Genomic DNA, 16339 nt, shown 5'->3' with positions numbered 1-16339 from the left:
TGTACACATCGAGCCGTTATAGCAAGTTTCGCAAGGAGCCGGGGGTTGCTGCAGCAGACTGGGTCAGCCATCTTTATCCCGGGTAACACCATAAGTGCGAAGTGCTGACTGGATTTGCGACTCTTCTGTCGTCTCTGAAGGATAAAGGCGGTAGCTAGGCGCAACTATCGGTTCAGCAGCGATAGCGCTTACAACGAATACGCTGTGTATCGGATAGCGATCCCCAGCCATTGTCAGCAGTGGAGCGACCCAGTGAGAATACTCGGGCTCTGACCGCTTAACTTCTGTTGCCGTGCCAATAATCTTGAAGCCCTTCTGGACAAAAACATCAACGAAGCTCAGGCATACTTTCTGGTTTGCCCTGATATTCCTGGCTGAGCGAGGTGACGCTATGTTTGCAACGACTATATTCTGACTATCCGCAACAGCAAAGACCTCCTTCGGCGATACATTCGGCTGTCCATTTTCATCGGTCGTCGCTAACCAGCAGAGCACGCTTCGCTCTACGGATTCACGAACTTCGCTAGTTATTATTTCTGACACTGCTTCCTCCTCGAATGCCTGATCCCCGGCTTTAGGGCTATCGTGTATCACTATCCGTAGCGCTAGCCCTCGAGATTCGGCATAGGTACAGAGATCGGTCATCATATGAATCCAATCAGCCAGATCAGCCTCATTCACGTTGGATGCTCTATTGATTGAAAACCGCCAAGTCGCTGCCCCTTCCATCTGATCCACATAATCAAGCAGCAGATCATAGGCAGCATCCCAGTTATCACCAAAATAGTCTGGAAAGTTAAAAGATTCTCTGAGTTTATTCAGCACACTCTCTTTATCCAGCTTACTGTTTTCATCCAGCGAGATCGCAGGTTGATCACGTTCAGCGCTGTGCTGCCAGATGATTGCAGCGGGCTTTCTAGTCTGTATGCTCATCTCAATGCCCTTGAATGCGGGTAAAGGATCGATAGTGGTCTTCCGTGTAGTAGTACACTTCGGGTGGATTGCCTCCTGTTACCACACGGCGCGGTCCCCTATGCGTGAGTCCCGGCGTATCCACTGTGAACTCCCGATAATATCCCCTTGCCTTGTTCGGTAACAACCGTTCCCGATTCTCGAAGGTGATGCCATCACGTTGATAAGGATAAGGCCCATTCTGACGAATCCGCTCCAGCGTGTTATATAGCTCCTGCTCCTGTGCTGAAAGCTGGGAATGGCTGGAAGAAGCTGAAGTTCCCAGAAATGAATCAAGATTACCGCCCTGTTGCTGGAACAGGCCAAAGGCAATAACAGCCAGCACAAACAGGATTTTCTTCATTTTATATGCTCCATTGCTGCCCAAGGTGGCAAGTGCCGCCTGCATGTGCACAGGTTTATTCTGGTGCTCAACACCCTGTTCGAACATGAGGAGCGCGAGTGTTCATGCATAACCTGGCCATCGCTGGTGGCCGCAAGGGTGATGGTGGGGATTCAGACATACTGCCCAGCACAATACCCCGATGCCCAGGCCCACTGGAAGTTGTGCCCTCCCAGGTGCCCAGTCACATCAATGCATTCACCGATGAAATAGAGGTGTGGCACTTTATTTGCCTCGAAGGTGCGCGAAGAGATCTCCTGCGTATCGACACCGCCAATAGTCACCTCAGCGGTGCGGTAGCCTTCAGTGCCGGCTGGTTTGACCACCCAGTGATGGAAGTGTCGTGCCACCTGCTGCAAGCGCTCGTTACTGGCGTCACCGATAATGCCTTGAATACCCCAGAGTTCACACAGCACCTGCGCGGTGCGTTTGCTCATGTGGGCTGACAGCAGGGTTTTCAGCTCCGCTTTCGGGCGTTCAGTGCGTTGCTGTTTGAGCCATTCGAACAGGTCCATATCCGGCAGCAGGTTGATCACAACCTCGGCACCCGGCTCCCAGTAGGAAGAGATCTGCAGAATGGCGGGGCCGCTCAATCCTCGATGCGTGAACAGCATCTCCTCTTTGAAGGACATGCCACCACAACTGACTGTGACCGGTTGTGACACGCCGGCCAGCACCTTGATAGGCTCCAGCAGTTGTGGCTGCAGTGTGAAAGGTACCAGTGCAGCCCTGCACTCGGTGACGGCCAGGCCGAACTGTCTTGCAAGGTCGTAGGCGAAGCTGGTCGCACCACCATTGGGGATCGACAGGCCACCGGTAGCGATCACCAGCGAGGAGGCCTCGATCTGTCCGGAGCTGGTGTTCACAACAAAGCCTTCGCCCTGCTGCGCGGCCCCATCCACGGCAACGCCGGTCATGACCTCGACACCGGCCCATTCGCACTCGGTTAACAGTACGCGCACGATCTCACGGCTGGATTCGTTACAGAACAGCTGGCCCGGTGTTTTCTCGTGATACTCCACACCATGCCGCTCAACCAGCTCGACAAAATCGGCAGCCTTATAACGGCTCAGCGCGGATTTACAGAAATGTGCATTATCCGACAGAAAGTTGGCAGGCGAGGTATGCAGATGGGTGAAGTTACTGCGCCCACCGCCCGACATCAGGATTTTACGCCCTATCTTGCTGGTGTGCTCAATCACCAACACAGAGCGGCCCCGATAGCCGGCGGTTGCAGCACACATCAGACCAGAGGCGCCGCCGCCTATGACTACAACATCGAATTTCAACGGGTCACCTGTTACTGCTGCTCAGTGGTATCGTCTTCAACCTGAGCTTCCACAGCTTCAGTAGGCTCCGCTTCAGCAGACACGGCTTCAGCAGAATCAGCCTCAGTTGATGCGGCTTTTTTAGCTTCAGCAGCTTCCTGCTTTTTCTTCTTGGCATTCATTTTACGAATCTTGTCAGCCAGAGGCCCAAGTGCTCGGCCACCACGACGCCCCGCTTCAGCATCACGCTCTTCACGTGTTTGCTGCTCCTGTGCCTTCTGGAAAACCGATTTATGCTTCTTGCGCTTGACCAGCGCTTTCAGCTTGCGGCTCTCATAACTGTCTGGATCGGCCAAGCGTTCTTTTTTCTTCGGCGTCTTGTCCAGCACAATCAGGTTGGCGGCGCGGCGCTGTTTTTTAATACGGGTCATTCATCTTTCTCCTGAGCAGAACTGGCAGCTGCTTCTTCTGCTGCGGCCTGTTCAGCTGCAATACGTTTTTGTTCCCACTCAACCACGGTTTCAAAGGTGATACGACCAATCTTGCCCGACCTGAGTTCATTCAAAAGGATATCGGCAGCCTTGAAGTGATCGACATGACCACCGGGGCGCAGACAGCCTCGTTTTCGCCCTAGCGCATCAAACAGCTCATCAGCGTTATCCGGCAGTCGATCCAGCTTATAGCGCTGCATCAAAATGAGCGGGTATTCATCTATCAGAAACTGGCCGGCATAGCCCGCCACCAGATCCTGTTCAATCGCGGTATCCTTGATCGCACCACTGGCTGCCAGACGGTAGCCGGAGTCTTGATCCTCAATCTTCGGCCAGAGGATACCGGGAGTATCCGACAGCGCCAGACCATTGTGCACACTGTAGCGCTTCTGGTGCCGGGTCACGGCAGGTTCATTACCTACCTTGGCGATCCGGCGGCCCAGCAGTGAATTGATCAATGTTGATTTACCGACATTGGGAATACCCATTATCATCGCCCGAACCGGTCTGCCGGAGCGAACCCTGGAGGCTGCAAAACTCTTGCAAATATCGGGGATCTGCTTGATCAGTTTGAGCTGTGTCTGATCCATCGCAATCGCTTTGATATCCGGCTGGTCATTGAAATAGTCCAGCCAGTCATCAGTCTTGTCTGGATCTGCCAGATCTTGCTTATTCAACAGTTTCAGTACAGGCTTGTTACGGCGCAACTGATTGATCAGCGGGTTTTCACTGGAATGGGGCAGCCGGGCGTCAAGCACCTCGATCACCAGGTCAATTTCATCCATGACCTCGGCGATCTCTTTGCGAGCCTTGTGCATATGCCCGGGGAACCAGTTGATTCGTGTCATAAAAAACTCAGGTTTATTGCAGGAAGATTTTTCATCAAAAATAGCGGATGCCAAAATCGGAGAACCATTATACACTTCATTTGAGAGAATGATTCAGCCGGAGAAGCGGAATCGCATCTATGAGTCCATCTATGAGCACACAAGGACAGCTTTTACTTGCTCGACAGCCGATTTTTGACCGAAATCAGCGTGTCATTGCCTATGAACTGCTCTACCGTTCGGATGAGTTGGAGACGCTCATACGAAAGGATGGTGATACAGGCCACTCCTCCGCCATGATTATTGAGGCCTACACCAGCATTTCGGACGAAGGCGAAGTGAAGCGTGTACCCGCCCTGCTCAGCCTCTCCTCCCGTGTGATACTCGAAGAGCAGATACCGTCACTACCGAAGAAACAGGTACTGATTGAGGTCGGTATCGCCGATGCTCCGAGAGAAACAGTTGCCAGGGCGTTGAAGGCGCTGAGTCACAGCGGCTATCGATCAGCCCTGAATCTGGATACTTACAAGACAGAGTATGACCCCCTGATACGTCTGGCGGATATCGCCAAGATCAGCGTCCGCGGCCTTGATAAGGATCAGATACGTCAGATCACTGATCATATCAAGACGCTGAAAACCACCCTGATGGCCGCCGAGATCGACGACTACAATCAGTTGGAGCTGTGTATCGAGTGCGACTTCAAGCTTTTTCAGGGCAACTTTCTGAGCAAGCCCAGACTGGTCAAGGGTCAGAAGATCAAGGCCAACCATGTTGCTCTGATGCAACTGATTCAGGAACTGCAGAAACCGACCGCCTCACCGGAAAAGCTGGAGATGATGATCATCCGCGATCCGGCACTCACCTATAAACTGCTCAGGGTCGTCAACTCTGCAGCCTATTCTCTGGTACGCAAAGTGGAGTCGGTGGCTCAGGCGGTGGTGTTGCTGGGGCTGGAACAGATCAAGAAATGGTCCACCCTGATTGCGCTCGACAGCCACAAGGAGAAGCCAGAGGAGCTCACCCGCATTCTGCTGGTGCGCGGACGCATGTGTGAATTGATCGCGATGGAGATGAAGCTTCCCAACCCTTCTTCCTACTTGATTGCAGGGTTGATGTCCGGAATTCATCTGCTGTTGGATATGGAGCAAGCGACCTTGCTGCAACAGGTTCCACTGGGTGATGAGATCATGCTGGGAATCCAGTCCCATGAAGGTGATATTGGCAAGGTACTGAAACAGGTGATGGCATATGAATCTGGCGACTGGGATAACCTGCCGCCAGATTTTGATGCTGGCCTCTATGAGATAGCCTATCGGGAAAGCCTGAAATGGACCAAGGAATCGATGCAGGTGATGTATGAGAATACCTGACGGATGCAGACAAACTTCCATATAAAACACAAAAGCGGCCTGAGCCGCTTTTGTCTTTATTGCACCTTACCAATCAGACAGATCAGTCGTCGGGAACAGCCTTTTTGGTAGCACTTTTAGACTGGCGATCACTGTTCTCGTAAATCAGAATCGGTTCAGAGGTACCTTCGATCACCCCTTCGTCGATCACGACTTTTGAAACATTCTCCATCGACGGCAGCTGATACATGATATCCAGCAGGGTCGCCTCCAGAATGGATCGCAGACCACGCGCACCAGTACGACGCTCAAGCGCCTTATGCGCAATGCTCAGCAATGCCTCTTCACGGAAGTCCACTTCGGCACCTTCCATTTCGAACAGCGCAGCATATTGCTTGGTCAAGCTGTTCTTCGGCGCAGTCAGTATCTCGATCAGCGCGGCTTCATCCAGCTCGGAGAGTGTCGCAATCATCGGCAGACGACCGACAAACTCCGGAATCAGGCCAAACTTAACCAGATCTTCCGCTTCGACATCATGCAGGATCTCAGTGTTACGACTCTCATCCTTGCTCTTGACGATAGCGTTGAAGCCGATAGAACTCTTCTCGCTACGGTCACGGATGATCTTCTCAAGGCCCGAGAAGGCACCGCCACAGATAAACAGGATGTTGGAAGTATCAACCTGCAGGAACTCCTGCTGTGGATGCTTACGGCCACCCTGAGGCGGTACAGAGGCCACTGTACCTTCAATCAGTTTCAGCAGCGCTTGCTGCACACCCTCACCCGATACATCGCGGGTGATGGAGGGGTTGTCTGATTTGCGCGAAATCTTGTCGATCTCGTCAATGTAGACTATACCCAGCTGAGCTTTTTCGACATCATAATCACACTTCTGCAGCAGCTTCTGGATGATGTTCTCGACATCTTCACCCACATAGCCCGCTTCCGTCAGCGTGGTGGCATCGGCAATCGTAAAGGGTACATTCAGCAGTCTGGCCAGTGTCTGTGCCAGCAGCGTCTTACCACTGCCGGTTGGGCCGATCAGCAGAATATTACTCTTGCTCAGCTCTATGTCATTGCCCTTTCTTTCCTGAAAGCGCAGACGTTTGTAATGGTTGTAAACAGCAACCGCAAGTACCTTTTTGGCCCGCTCCTGGCCTATGACATAGTCATCCAGAGTGGACTTGATCTCAGCGGGAGTCGGCAACTGTTCGCCCGACTCGCTTGCCGTAGAGTCCTGGATCTCTTCCCGAATAATATCGTTGCAGAGATCAACACACTCATCGCAGATAAAGACTGATGGCCCGGCAATCAGCTTGCGTACTTCATCCTGGCTCTTGCCACAGAATGAGCAGTACAGCTTGCCTGCATCATCTTTACCAGTGATCTGATCCGACATCGTGTTACCTCAAAAAACCTGTTCGTTTTAGGCCTGTGTTAACTAACAGAGGCCTCCCCGCCAGGGAAAGTTCTTTCACTTTTACCCAACAACAGCGCGTTTGTCGAGTACCTGATCGATAAGACCGTACTCCAGAGCCGTCTGAGGATTCATGAAATTGTCACGCTCTGTATCGCGCTCGATCACTTCAAGCGGCTGCCCAGTGTGCTCAGCCAGAATCCGGTTCAGCTTGGCTCTGATCGACAGAATCTCACGTGTGTGGATCTCGATATCAGTCGCCTGACCCTGATAACCACCCAGCGGCTGATGAATCATCACGCGCGCATTAGGCAGCGCAAAGCGCTTGCCCTTGGCACCACCGGACAGCAGGAAAGCGCCCATGCTGGCCGCCTGGCCGATACACATGGTGCTGACATTGGGCTGTATGAACTGCATGGTGTCATAAATTGCCATGCCTGCAGTGACAGATCCACCGGGGGAATTGATATAAAGATGAATATCCTTTTCCGGGTTTTCTGCTTCCAGGAACAGCAACTGAGCAACAATCAGGTTGGCCATATGATCTTCGACCTGGCCTACCAGAAAAATCACACGCTCTTTGAGCAGGCGTGAATATATATCGTAAGCACGTTCACCGCGCGCGCTCTGCTCAACTACCATCGGCACCAGGCCACCCGCATTGGTAATCTCACTGGAACGTCTGGTAAGGAAATCCGACATGCATTTTGCTCCTAAGCCTGTAAAGCGAAAAAACGACAGTCAGCACTGGCCAACTGTCGCTTTATAAAATATCTCTACCTGAGATAGCAAATCAAAGGTTTTATTTACCTTTATGCTGAAGCAGTTTCTTCTGCTTCAACAGGCGCCTGCTGAGCCGGCTTGATTGCATCCTGGTAGCTGACCTGTTTTTCAGTGACTTTGGCTGAAGATACCAGCAACTCGATAACCTGATCCTCCAGCACCAGGCTCTGAATCTGGCTCAGTACCTGATTGTTGCTGTAGTACCAGTCAATCACTTCCTGAGGATTCTGGTAAGTTTCGGCCATTTCAGTAACAGTGGCACGAACCTGCTCTTCATCAGGTTTGATATCATTGGCACGGATCAGTTCCTGAACCAGCAAACCAACAGTTACACGGCGCTTGGCCTGTTCTGTGAACATCTCTTTAGGCAGAGTGTTCGGGTCGATCTTGGAGTCAGGACCACCAAACTGCTGAACAGCCTGACGGCGCAGGTTATCAATCTCGGAATCGATCAATGACTGTGGTACGTCAATCTGATTCAGTTCGATCAGTTTACCGAACACTTTATCTTTCAGCTTACCTTTCAGCGCCTGCTTCAGTTCACGCTGCATGTTCTTGCGAACTTCAGTGCGGAAGCCTTCGACTGTCTGATCTTCGATACCGAAACGTGAGAAGAACTCTTCATTCAGCTCAGGCAGTTCCTGAGCAGAAACGCTCTGTACCTTGATTTTGAACAGGGCTGGCTTGCCTTTCAGGTTTTCTGCGTGATATTCAGCAGGGAAAGTCACGTTCACGTCCAGCTCATCGCCAGCAGATGCACCTGTAATGCCTGCTTCAAAGCCAGGGATCATGGTGTTGGAGCCCAGCACCAGATCCATACCTTCTGCTTTACCACCTTCGAACGCTTCACCATCGACAAAGCCTTCAAAATCGATCTTGACCTGATCGCCTTCAGCAGAGGCACGCTCTACTACAGCCCAGCTGCCCTGCTGCTTGCGCAGAGTGTCGATCATTTCATCCAGATCAGCATCAGTCACGTCAGCGCTGAGTTTTTCAATTTCTGCCTGAGAGAAATCAGCCAGTGCAATCTCCGGATACACTTCGAAGGTCGCAACATATTTGAAATCCTGACCTTCTTCGTCGCTGCGGAAGTCGATGGATGGACCACCGGCAGGCTTCAGTTTCTCCTGCTCAACCGCTTCATAGAAAGTTTCCTGCACTACGCGGCTGATAACATCCTGACGGATCGCTTTGCCAAACATACGCTTGATGACTGTGACAGGGACTTTACCGGGGCGGAAACCATCCAACCGACGAGTACGTGCCTGCTGCTGAGCCTGCCTGTCTACATCCTGGTCGATGCGCTCAGCAGGAACGGTGACGGTGATCTGGCGCTCAAGACCGGAAGTCGTTTCAACAGAAACTTGCATGAAGATCCTCACAAATAAATTGCAGCATAAGTTTGCGACCTGCATCCCGAATTTTCCTGCCCTCTTCTCCCACTTTGTTGCGCACATATTGCACAGTGAATCGGAGAGCAGAAACGCGGTATACAATGCCTGAATTCTAAAGGGCAAAATTTTCCGCGAATAGGATGCATTAGTCAAGTTAGAGAGGCGTAAAACCTGCTTTCAGGGCCATATTAGTCCACAAAGGGATAAAAGCGGGTCTTTAAGAAAGATATAAAGGAGATGAAAAGCGCGAAATCGAAACCAAGAGGGGAATGGGGTGGACGATGGGGCTTGAACCCACGACCGCCGGAATCACAATCCGGAGCTCTGCCAACTGAGCTACGCCCACCACAGCGTACTTAAATCATGTAACAACGGCGTATAACAATGGTGCGGAAGGAGAGACTCGAACTCTCACGCCTTGCGGCACTGGAACCTAAATCCAGCGTGTATACCAATTTCACCACTTCCGCGCTGATCAGACTGGGGTGGACGATGGGGCTTGAACCCACGACCGCCGGAATCACAATCCGGAGCTCTGCCAACTGAGCTACGCCCACCATTGACTCTGATCTTGCCGAATATAAAGCTACTGGCGCGCCCGGCAGGACTCGAACCTGCGACCTACGGCTTAGAAGGCCGTTGCTCTATCCGGTTGAGCTACGAGCGCTCATTACTTTACTCTTCGTTGAGCCTTGCTGTTAGCTCGCCTCAGCGAAGAGGTGCGTATCCTAAGGGAGCAGCTCGGACTCGTCAAGACTCCTGTATCATTTTTTAATAAAAACAATCATCCAGCCACAAAAACCCGTCACAACTGATTAAGAAGTGTACAACACCTACCGAGATTCACAACAGGATGAGGCGACATACTTGGCCGGAAGTGCCCATCCATGCGAAGATATGGCCTTTGAAAAACTCTTCCAAGGATCAACATCCAACAATGAGCGCAAACATCATCGATGGTAAAGAGATTGCCAGACAGGTCCGCCAGACTGTTAAAGCCGCTATTGCCAAGCGAGTTGAACAGGGCAAGCGCAGACCCTCTCTGGCTGTCGTTCTGGTCGGTCAGGACCCTGCTTCTCAGATCTATGTTCATCACAAGAAGGAGGCCTGTAAGGACGTTGGTATAGAATCAAAAGCCTATGACCTGCCAGCCACCACCAGCCAGGAGGATCTGATCCACCTGATCAAGTCTCTGAATGAAGACCCTACCGTTGATGGCATTCTGGTGCAACTCCCCCTACCCGATGGTTTTGACAGCTCAACCATTCTTGAAGAGATCAGACCCGACAAGGATGTTGATGGTTTTCACGCCTTCAACCTGGGTCGTCTGGTTCAACGCATGCCGGTACTGCGCCCCTGCACACCCAAGGGAATCATGACACTGCTGAAATACAGCGATATCGATCCCCGAGGTAAGGAGGCGGTGATTGTCGGTGCATCCAATATTGTCGGGCGCCCGATGATGCTGGAGCTGCTGCTGGCTGGCAGCACAACCACTGTCTGCCATCGTTTCACCCAGAATCTGGCTGATCATGTTGCCCGTGCAGATATCGTCGTGGTCGGCGTTGGGAAGCCCGGGATAGTCAAAGGTGAGTGGATCAAACCCGGCGCTGTCGTCATTGATGTCGGAATCAACCGACTCGAAGATGGCACACTGGTGGGTGATGTCGAGTTTGAACCCGCAGCCGAGCGCGCAGGCTGGATCACGCCCGTACCGGGAGGCGTTGGACCGATGACAGTGGCAAGCCTGATGGAAAACACGCTGGAAGCCGCCGAGCGCTTCCACGACAAAGTGCGGTAAGAATATGAGCAGGCCGGATTGCTTTAAAATCCGACCTGCTGTTTTCAGTTATCATGCGATTGCAGGCTTAATACCGGCTCAATCCTCACGATACCAGTTGGTCCCCTCAGGACTATCCTTGAGGATGACGCCCTGAGTCGCCAGCTCATCTCTGATACGGTCTGATTCGGCATAATCCTTGTTACGCTTGGCTTCAATACGCTGCTGAATCATCGCCTCGATGGCATCGTGGCTCAAACCACCTGCACGCTCCTCCCCTTTCAGGAACTGGTCAGGATTCTGTTGCAACAACCCCACCACACCGGCCAGGCGCTTCAACTCAGCAGCCAGCTTGGAGGCAAGCACAGGATCACTGCGCTTAGCGGTATTCAGCTCATTCACCAACTCAAACAGCACAGCAAGCGCCTTGGGTGTGTTGAAGTCGTCATCCATTGCCTCACAGAAACGCACCTCATACTCACTACCGGCCCACTGCTGGGTTTGATCAATGATGTCGATCCCCTGCAGCGCCTGATAAAAGCGTTCCAGCGCACTGCGCGCCTCCTTGAGGCTGTCTTCAGAGTAATCGATATAACTGCGGTAATGCGCACTGGTGAGGAAATAGCGCACCACTTCAGGGTTGTACTTTTCCAGCACATCACGAATAGTGAAGAAGTTATTCAATGATTTGGACATCTTCTCCTGATTCACGCGTACAGCGCCGGCATGCATCCAGTAGTTCGCATAGGTGCAACCGTTGGCCGCTTCCGACTGGGCGATCTCGTTTTCATGGTGCGGGAACGGCAGGTCCGGACCACCACCATGGATATCCAGCGTGTGCCCAATGCAGGATTTGGACATGGCCGAGCACTCGATATGCCAGCCGGGACGCCCATCACCCCAGGGTGATGCCCAACTGACCTCACCGGGCTTGGCAGCCTTCCAGAGCACGAAGTCCAGCGGACTCTCCTTCGCCTCTTCCACCTCGACACGCGAACCGGAGCGCAGCTCATCAATGTTCTGATTACTCAACCGACCATAGGTCTCGAACTTTTCGACCCGATAATAGATATCACCATTGCTCGCCAGATAAGCGTAATCCTTATCCATCAGAGTGCCGATAAACTCAATGATATTGTCCATATGCCCCGTCACACGCGGCTCATGATCAGGGCGCTGCACCAGAAGACGATTTTCGTCTTCATGCATCGCGGCAATCATGCGCTCGGTAAGCGTATCAACACTCTCACCATTTTCGGCAGCACGGCGAATGATCTTGTCGTCCACATCGGTGATGTTGCGAACATAATTGACATCCCAGCCACGCCAGCGCAGATAGCGCGTGATCACATCGAATGCGACCATGACCCGACCATGACCGATATGACAGTAGTCATACACGGTGACCCCACACACATAGATGCCAAGCTTGCCCGGCTGCAATGGTTCAAAGGGTACTTTGGTCCGCGTTAACGTGCTGTATATCTGCAACATAATGTCCCGTGTGTCTTTAGCAGAGGTAGTTAAATTCGACGCAGCACTTCACTGCATCGACCTGGAAAAAACGAGTATAACAAAATCAATCAGCGTTCAGGTAATGACCCAACTCGAGTTGCAGCCATGCGAATAATCCCCAACTGCGTGTCGCCCAGAATACTGCGCTCGCTAGTCAGCAGCAGATCGCCCTGTTGCCAGAGCACAGCCTCCCACTGCCCGGGAGGCTCTACCACATGATACTGAGCCACTGACCAGTCGATTGCACCATCAATGACCGGAAGGGTCCAGAGAAAGGCACGACTGCTGAAACGGCGCACCGTATAGCCCAGCAAAGCCAGCATACCTGTTTCTGCATCATAGTCTGCTGCGGTGATCAGCCCATGGACAGGATAGCGGCCCTGACTGACCAGTTCCTGATCAGGACTGTCGGGATCCAGAATATAGTGGCGGGTATGTGTATCTGCCCAGTTTTTGGTGAAAACCCAGATCTTGCCATCCACGACAGCCGCGGCTTCGCAGTCATTATCATGATTATGCCGACTGACAATACGCTCAGCATCGGCAAACCGGAAGTTGACTCGCTTTGCCGGTACATTGGCGCCATCCGGCGCGCCATCAATATCCTGCCAGCGAACACTGTACAACTGCAACCAGTTGCGATTACCCCGATTATTGCCGCAATCAAGGATGTGGAGGTACTGCTCATCCTGCGCCAGCGCCTCCCAATCGACATTGGCGGCATCCAGCGGGCGAATCCGGCGATCAATCTCTCGCCCATCTTCCGATAAGCGATACAGCAACGGCAAGTTGCCGCTGTCATTGATGGTCCAGAGGCGATCATGGTGCCTGGCCAGACCGGAGGTTTCGATCACCACTTCGGGCAGCAGTGCAATTCGCTCCACCTCCAGAACACGCGACAGCGCATCCGCCTGAGCCGGAGGGATGATGGGATCACTGCCACAAGCACTGAGCAACAGCAACGATCCCAGCAACAAACCACGTTGGATCAAATCAGCTACCCGCCTGAATCTTCGCCCAGGAGTCGCGCAGTGTCACGGTACGGTTAAAGATCAGTTTATCTGCAACCGAATCCTTGTCGACGCTGAAATAGCCCGTACGCTCAAACTGGAAACGACTTTCAGGTGCTGCACCCTCTAGACCAGGTTCGGCTCGCGCATCACTCAAAACGACCAGAGAGTCGGGATTGATGAAGCTCTGGAAATCCTGCTCCTTATCACCGTCCGGATTAGCTTCTGTAAAGAGACGATCATAGAGTCGAACTTCACAGGCAACAGAGCGATCCGCATTGACCCAGTGAATAACGCCATTAGCCTTGTAACTTTCAGGATTAGCACCCTTGGTAGCAGGATCATAAGTGCATTTCAGCTCAATGATCTGCCCACTTGCATCCTTGATCACCTCTTCGCAGCGGATTACATAGCAGCCACGCAAACGCACAGCATCACCCGTGGCCAGACGCTTCCATTTACGAGGCGCGACTTCTTCAAAATCTTCCTGCTCGATCAGCAGATTGCGGCCGAAGGACACTTTGCGACTCCCCATGGACTCATCCTTGGGATGCGCTGGCAGATCAAACCACTCCTCCTCACCCTCGGGGAAGTTGGTGATCGTAACTTTCAGCGGACGCGTAACACACATCGCACGTGGCGCAGAAGCGTCCAGATCTTCACGAATGGCAGATTCCAGCATCGCCATATCCACGATACCGTTGGAGCGAGTCACCCCGATCATGTCGCAGAAATTACGGATCGAAGCCGGCGTATAACCACGACGACGCAGGCCAGAGATAGTCGGCATGCGAGGATCATCCCAGCCATGCACAAACCCCTCTTCCACCAGTGCTTTCAGTTTGCGCTTGCTGGTGACGGTGTAGTTGAGGTTGAGTCGTGCAAATTCATACTGCTTCGGTGCAGCAGGCACAGGCAGATTTTCGATCAGCCAGTCATACAGCGGACGATGATCTTCAAACTCCAGCGTGCAGATGGAATGAGTAACCCCTTCGATCGCATCAGACTGGCCATGCGCAAAGTCGTATGACGGATAGATGCACCACTTATCGCCAGACTGATGGTGGTGTGCATGACGGATACGATAGATCACCGGATCACGCATATTCATATTAGGTGAAGCCATATCGATTTTCGCACGCAGCGCAGCCATTCCTTCGGACAACTCGCCGTTTTTCATCTTTTCGAACAGCGCCAGATTCTCCTCGACACTGCGATCACGATACGGGCTGTTACGACCTGGCTCGGTCAGCGTGCCACGATACTCACGCATTTCGTGTGCACTGAGATCATCAACATAGGCCTTACCCTGACGGATCAGATGCAGTGCGTAATCATACAACTGGTCAAAATAGTTGGAGGTGTAGCAGATGTCGCCCGCCCACTCAAAGCCCAGCCAGCGTACGTCTTCGATAATCGAATCGATATATTCCTGACTCTCTTTTTCAGGATTGGTGTCGTCAAAACGCAGGTTGCATTGCCCATTGTATTTCTGCGCCGTACCGAAGTTCAGGCAGATAGATTTGGCATGACCAATATGCAGATAACCGTTTGGCTCCGGTGGGAAACGGGTAACGACCTTCCCGCCATTCACATTATCGCGGATATCCTGCTCAATGATCTGATGAATGAAATTTGTCGGTTTAACGCTTTCCGTTTTGGTCATAATGGCAACTTGTCGAAACTGAACAACATGGCACTCCCGACCGGGAACACCCCCTGAAAACTGATCGGCTATTATAAACTGACTTAACCTGACAAAGCACGGCTTCACATCGCTGCACTGCAGCGCAGTTTCTTTGAGAACCCTCAAAGCGGGTGCAGCGAGATTATACTTGAGTATAATATCCCCCTTAACAAAACTATCTAACAAAACTACCAGGAATGCCCCCAATGATCATTTTGCACACTAATTTCGGCGACATCACTCTTGAACTCAACCACGAGAAAGCCCCTGTTACTGCTGCAAATTTCGAGCAGTATGTCAAAGATGGCTTCTATGACGGCGTTATTTTTCACCGTGTGATTGATGGCTTCATGATTCAGGGTGGTGGTTTTGAACCTGGCATGGTTTCCAAGAAAACTCGTGACTCCATCGAGAACGAAGCAGACAACGGCCTTGCTAACAGCGCTGGCACCGTTGCCATGGCACGCACCATGGACCCACACTCTGCATCCGCACAGTTCTTCATCAACGTGTCTGATAATACATTCCTGAACCACACCGCCAAAACACCTGATGGCTGGGGCTACGCTGTCTTCGGCAAGGTCGTTGATGGCCAGGAAGTTATCAACAAAATCAAGAAAGTAAAAACAACTTCTCGTGCAGGCCATCAGGATGTACCTGCTGAAGATGTGATCATTGAGAGTGCTGAAGTCGTAGCAGATGCTGCCAGCGAATAAGATGCGTCAGCTGTTCATATCCGATCTGCACCTGCAGCCTGAGCGGCCCGATATCACTAAAGGGCTGCTCTGGTTTCTTGAGCACATTGCCCCCGGCAGTGATGAACTGTACCTGCTGGGTGATATTTTCGAATACTGGATAGGAGACGACGCGCCCCTGCCCGGCCTTGGACAGGTGTTCGCAGAGCTGAAGAAAGTAAGCGCCCGCGGTACGCGCCTCTATTTTCAGCACGGCAACCGTGACTTTCTGGTCGGTGAAGCGTTCGCAAAAGCGATAGGTGCCGAGCTGTTACCTGAGGAGTACCTCATTGAGGCAGCAGATGGCATCACCAGCCTGTTGATGCACGGCGACCAGCTCTGTACCGATGATGTCGAGTATCAGGCGTTTCGTAAGATGGTTCGCCATCCTACCTGGCAACAGTCGGTGTTGAGCAAAAGCATTGAGGAGCGCATCGCGATGGCGCAGCACCTGCGCAGCGAAAGCCAGATGCAGGGCAGCCAGAAATCCGATGAAATTATGGATGTGAATGCTGATGCCGTGATTGAAACCCTGCAGCTACATGATGTCGGGCGACTGATTCATGGCCACACCCACCGCCCGGCGATCCATCAACTGGATCAGGGCAAGGCACCAGCACAACGCATTGTGCTGGGTGACTGGGACAAACAGGGTTGGTATATCGAGATAACTACTGCCGGGCTTGAGCTGCACAGTTTTTCACTGGACGGCAAAGCCTACTGACCC

General features: G+C 52.3%; 15 protein-coding genes and 4 tRNA genes. 4 read left to right on the top strand and 15 right to left on the bottom strand.

Features of this window, described 5'->3' with window-relative positions; all coding sequences use genetic code 11:
• Positions 1-63: 63 nt before the first annotated feature.
• From ACK3CJ_RS10225 to ylqF, 5 genes are all read right to left on the bottom strand, one after another.
• On the bottom strand, positions 64-933 hold the full coding sequence (locus ACK3CJ_RS10225) for a pyridoxamine 5'-phosphate oxidase family protein (protein ID WP_409526309.1): 870 nt from the start codon (positions 931-933) through the stop codon (positions 64-66).
• Position 934: 1 nt separating this feature from the next.
• Positions 935-1315 carry a ribonuclease domain-containing protein gene (locus ACK3CJ_RS10220; protein ID WP_409526308.1) on the bottom strand — a complete coding sequence of 127 codons (381 nt, stop codon included), beginning with the start codon at positions 1313-1315 and terminating at the stop codon, positions 935-937.
• Between the two features lie 152 nt (positions 1316-1467).
• Positions 1468-2643: an NAD(P)/FAD-dependent oxidoreductase gene (locus ACK3CJ_RS10215; protein WP_409526307.1), complete on the bottom strand. Its 1176-nt coding sequence runs from the start codon at positions 2641-2643 to the stop codon at positions 1468-1470.
• 11 nt (positions 2644-2654) lie between these two features.
• Entirely contained in the window at positions 2655-3053 is a 399-nt protein-coding gene (locus ACK3CJ_RS10210; protein WP_409526306.1) for a hypothetical protein, read from the bottom strand.
• Complete coding sequence (gene ylqF, locus ACK3CJ_RS10205; RefSeq protein ID WP_409526305.1) at positions 3050-3961, bottom strand: ribosome biogenesis GTPase YlqF; 912 nt, start codon at positions 3959-3961, stop codon at positions 3050-3052. Before ylqF ends, ACK3CJ_RS10210 begins: the two co-directional genes overlap by 4 nt.
• A gap of 131 nt (positions 3962-4092) precedes the next feature.
• Between ylqF and ACK3CJ_RS10200 the strand changes: the two genes are divergently transcribed.
• A complete protein-coding gene (locus ACK3CJ_RS10200; RefSeq protein ID WP_409526304.1) occupies positions 4093-5313 on the top strand; it encodes an EAL and HDOD domain-containing protein in 1221 nt (406 codons plus the stop codon).
• Positions 5314-5395: 82 nt separating this feature from the next.
• Here the strand turns inward: ACK3CJ_RS10200 and clpX are convergent, their stop codons facing one another.
• The 7 genes from clpX to ACK3CJ_RS10165 form a co-directional block, all read right to left on the bottom strand.
• On the bottom strand, positions 5396-6691 hold the full coding sequence (clpX, locus tag ACK3CJ_RS10195) for an ATP-dependent protease ATP-binding subunit ClpX (protein WP_409526303.1): 1296 nt from the start codon (positions 6689-6691) through the stop codon (positions 5396-5398).
• Between the two features lie 81 nt (positions 6692-6772).
• On the bottom strand, positions 6773-7411 hold the full coding sequence (gene clpP / locus ACK3CJ_RS10190) for an ATP-dependent Clp endopeptidase proteolytic subunit ClpP (RefSeq protein ID WP_409526302.1): 639 nt from the start codon (positions 7409-7411) through the stop codon (positions 6773-6775).
• Between the two features lie 110 nt (positions 7412-7521).
• Positions 7522-8862, bottom strand: a complete 1341-nt coding sequence (gene tig, locus ACK3CJ_RS10185) for a trigger factor (RefSeq protein ID WP_409526301.1) — start codon at positions 8860-8862, stop codon at positions 7522-7524.
• Positions 8863-9156: 294 nt separating this feature from the next.
• Positions 9157-9232, bottom strand: a tRNA-His gene (locus ACK3CJ_RS10180).
• A 39-nt stretch (positions 9233-9271) separates the two neighbouring features.
• A tRNA-Leu gene (locus ACK3CJ_RS10175) sits at positions 9272-9356 on the bottom strand.
• 11 nt (positions 9357-9367) lie between these two features.
• Positions 9368-9443 (bottom strand) — tRNA-His (locus tag ACK3CJ_RS10170).
• A 33-nt stretch (positions 9444-9476) separates the two neighbouring features.
• A tRNA-Arg gene (locus ACK3CJ_RS10165) sits at positions 9477-9553 on the bottom strand.
• A 270-nt stretch (positions 9554-9823) separates the two neighbouring features.
• On the opposite strand from ACK3CJ_RS10165, the gene folD reads away from it, so the two are divergent.
• Complete coding sequence (folD, locus tag ACK3CJ_RS10160; RefSeq protein WP_409526300.1) at positions 9824-10687, top strand: bifunctional methylenetetrahydrofolate dehydrogenase/methenyltetrahydrofolate cyclohydrolase FolD; 864 nt, start codon at positions 9824-9826, stop codon at positions 10685-10687.
• A 78-nt stretch (positions 10688-10765) separates the two neighbouring features.
• On the opposite strand, the gene cysS is transcribed toward folD, so the two are convergent.
• The 3 genes from cysS to ACK3CJ_RS10145 all read right to left on the bottom strand — a co-directional run bounded on the left by cysS (position 10766) and on the right by ACK3CJ_RS10145 (position 14857).
• Entirely contained in the window at positions 10766-12160 is a 1395-nt protein-coding gene (cysS, locus tag ACK3CJ_RS10155) for a cysteine--tRNA ligase (protein ID WP_409526299.1), read from the bottom strand.
• Positions 12161-12249: 89 nt separating this feature from the next.
• The gene (locus ACK3CJ_RS10150; RefSeq protein ID WP_409526298.1) at positions 12250-13173 is read right to left on the bottom strand and encodes a hypothetical protein; all 924 of its coding nucleotides are present in this window, start codon (positions 13171-13173) and stop codon (positions 12250-12252) included.
• A 1-nt stretch (position 13174) separates the two neighbouring features.
• On the bottom strand, positions 13175-14857 hold the full coding sequence (locus ACK3CJ_RS10145) for a glutamine--tRNA ligase/YqeY domain fusion protein (RefSeq protein ID WP_409526297.1): 1683 nt from the start codon (positions 14855-14857) through the stop codon (positions 13175-13177).
• 227 nt (positions 14858-15084) lie between these two features.
• Between ACK3CJ_RS10145 and ACK3CJ_RS10140 the strand changes: the two genes are divergently transcribed.
• Both ACK3CJ_RS10140 and ACK3CJ_RS10135 read left to right on the top strand, forming a co-directional pair.
• Positions 15085-15594, top strand: coding sequence for a peptidylprolyl isomerase (locus tag ACK3CJ_RS10140; protein WP_409526296.1), 510 nt, complete (start codon positions 15085-15087; stop codon positions 15592-15594).
• Positions 15578-16336 carry a UDP-2,3-diacylglucosamine diphosphatase gene (locus ACK3CJ_RS10135; protein ID WP_409526295.1) on the top strand — a complete coding sequence of 253 codons (759 nt, stop codon included), beginning with the start codon at positions 15578-15580 and terminating at the stop codon, positions 16334-16336. The genes ACK3CJ_RS10140 and ACK3CJ_RS10135 overlap by 17 nt, the downstream gene beginning before the upstream one ends.
• Positions 16337-16339: the final 3 nt, after the last annotated feature.

The sequence above is a fragment of the Nitrincola salilacus genome (genome assembly GCF_046271865.1).
Taxonomy (GTDB): Bacteria; Pseudomonadota; Gammaproteobacteria; order Pseudomonadales; family Balneatricaceae; genus Nitrincola; species Nitrincola salilacus.
The sequence above is the reverse complement of the archived record's forward strand: the minus strand, read 5'-3'. Positions and strand labels throughout refer to the sequence as shown.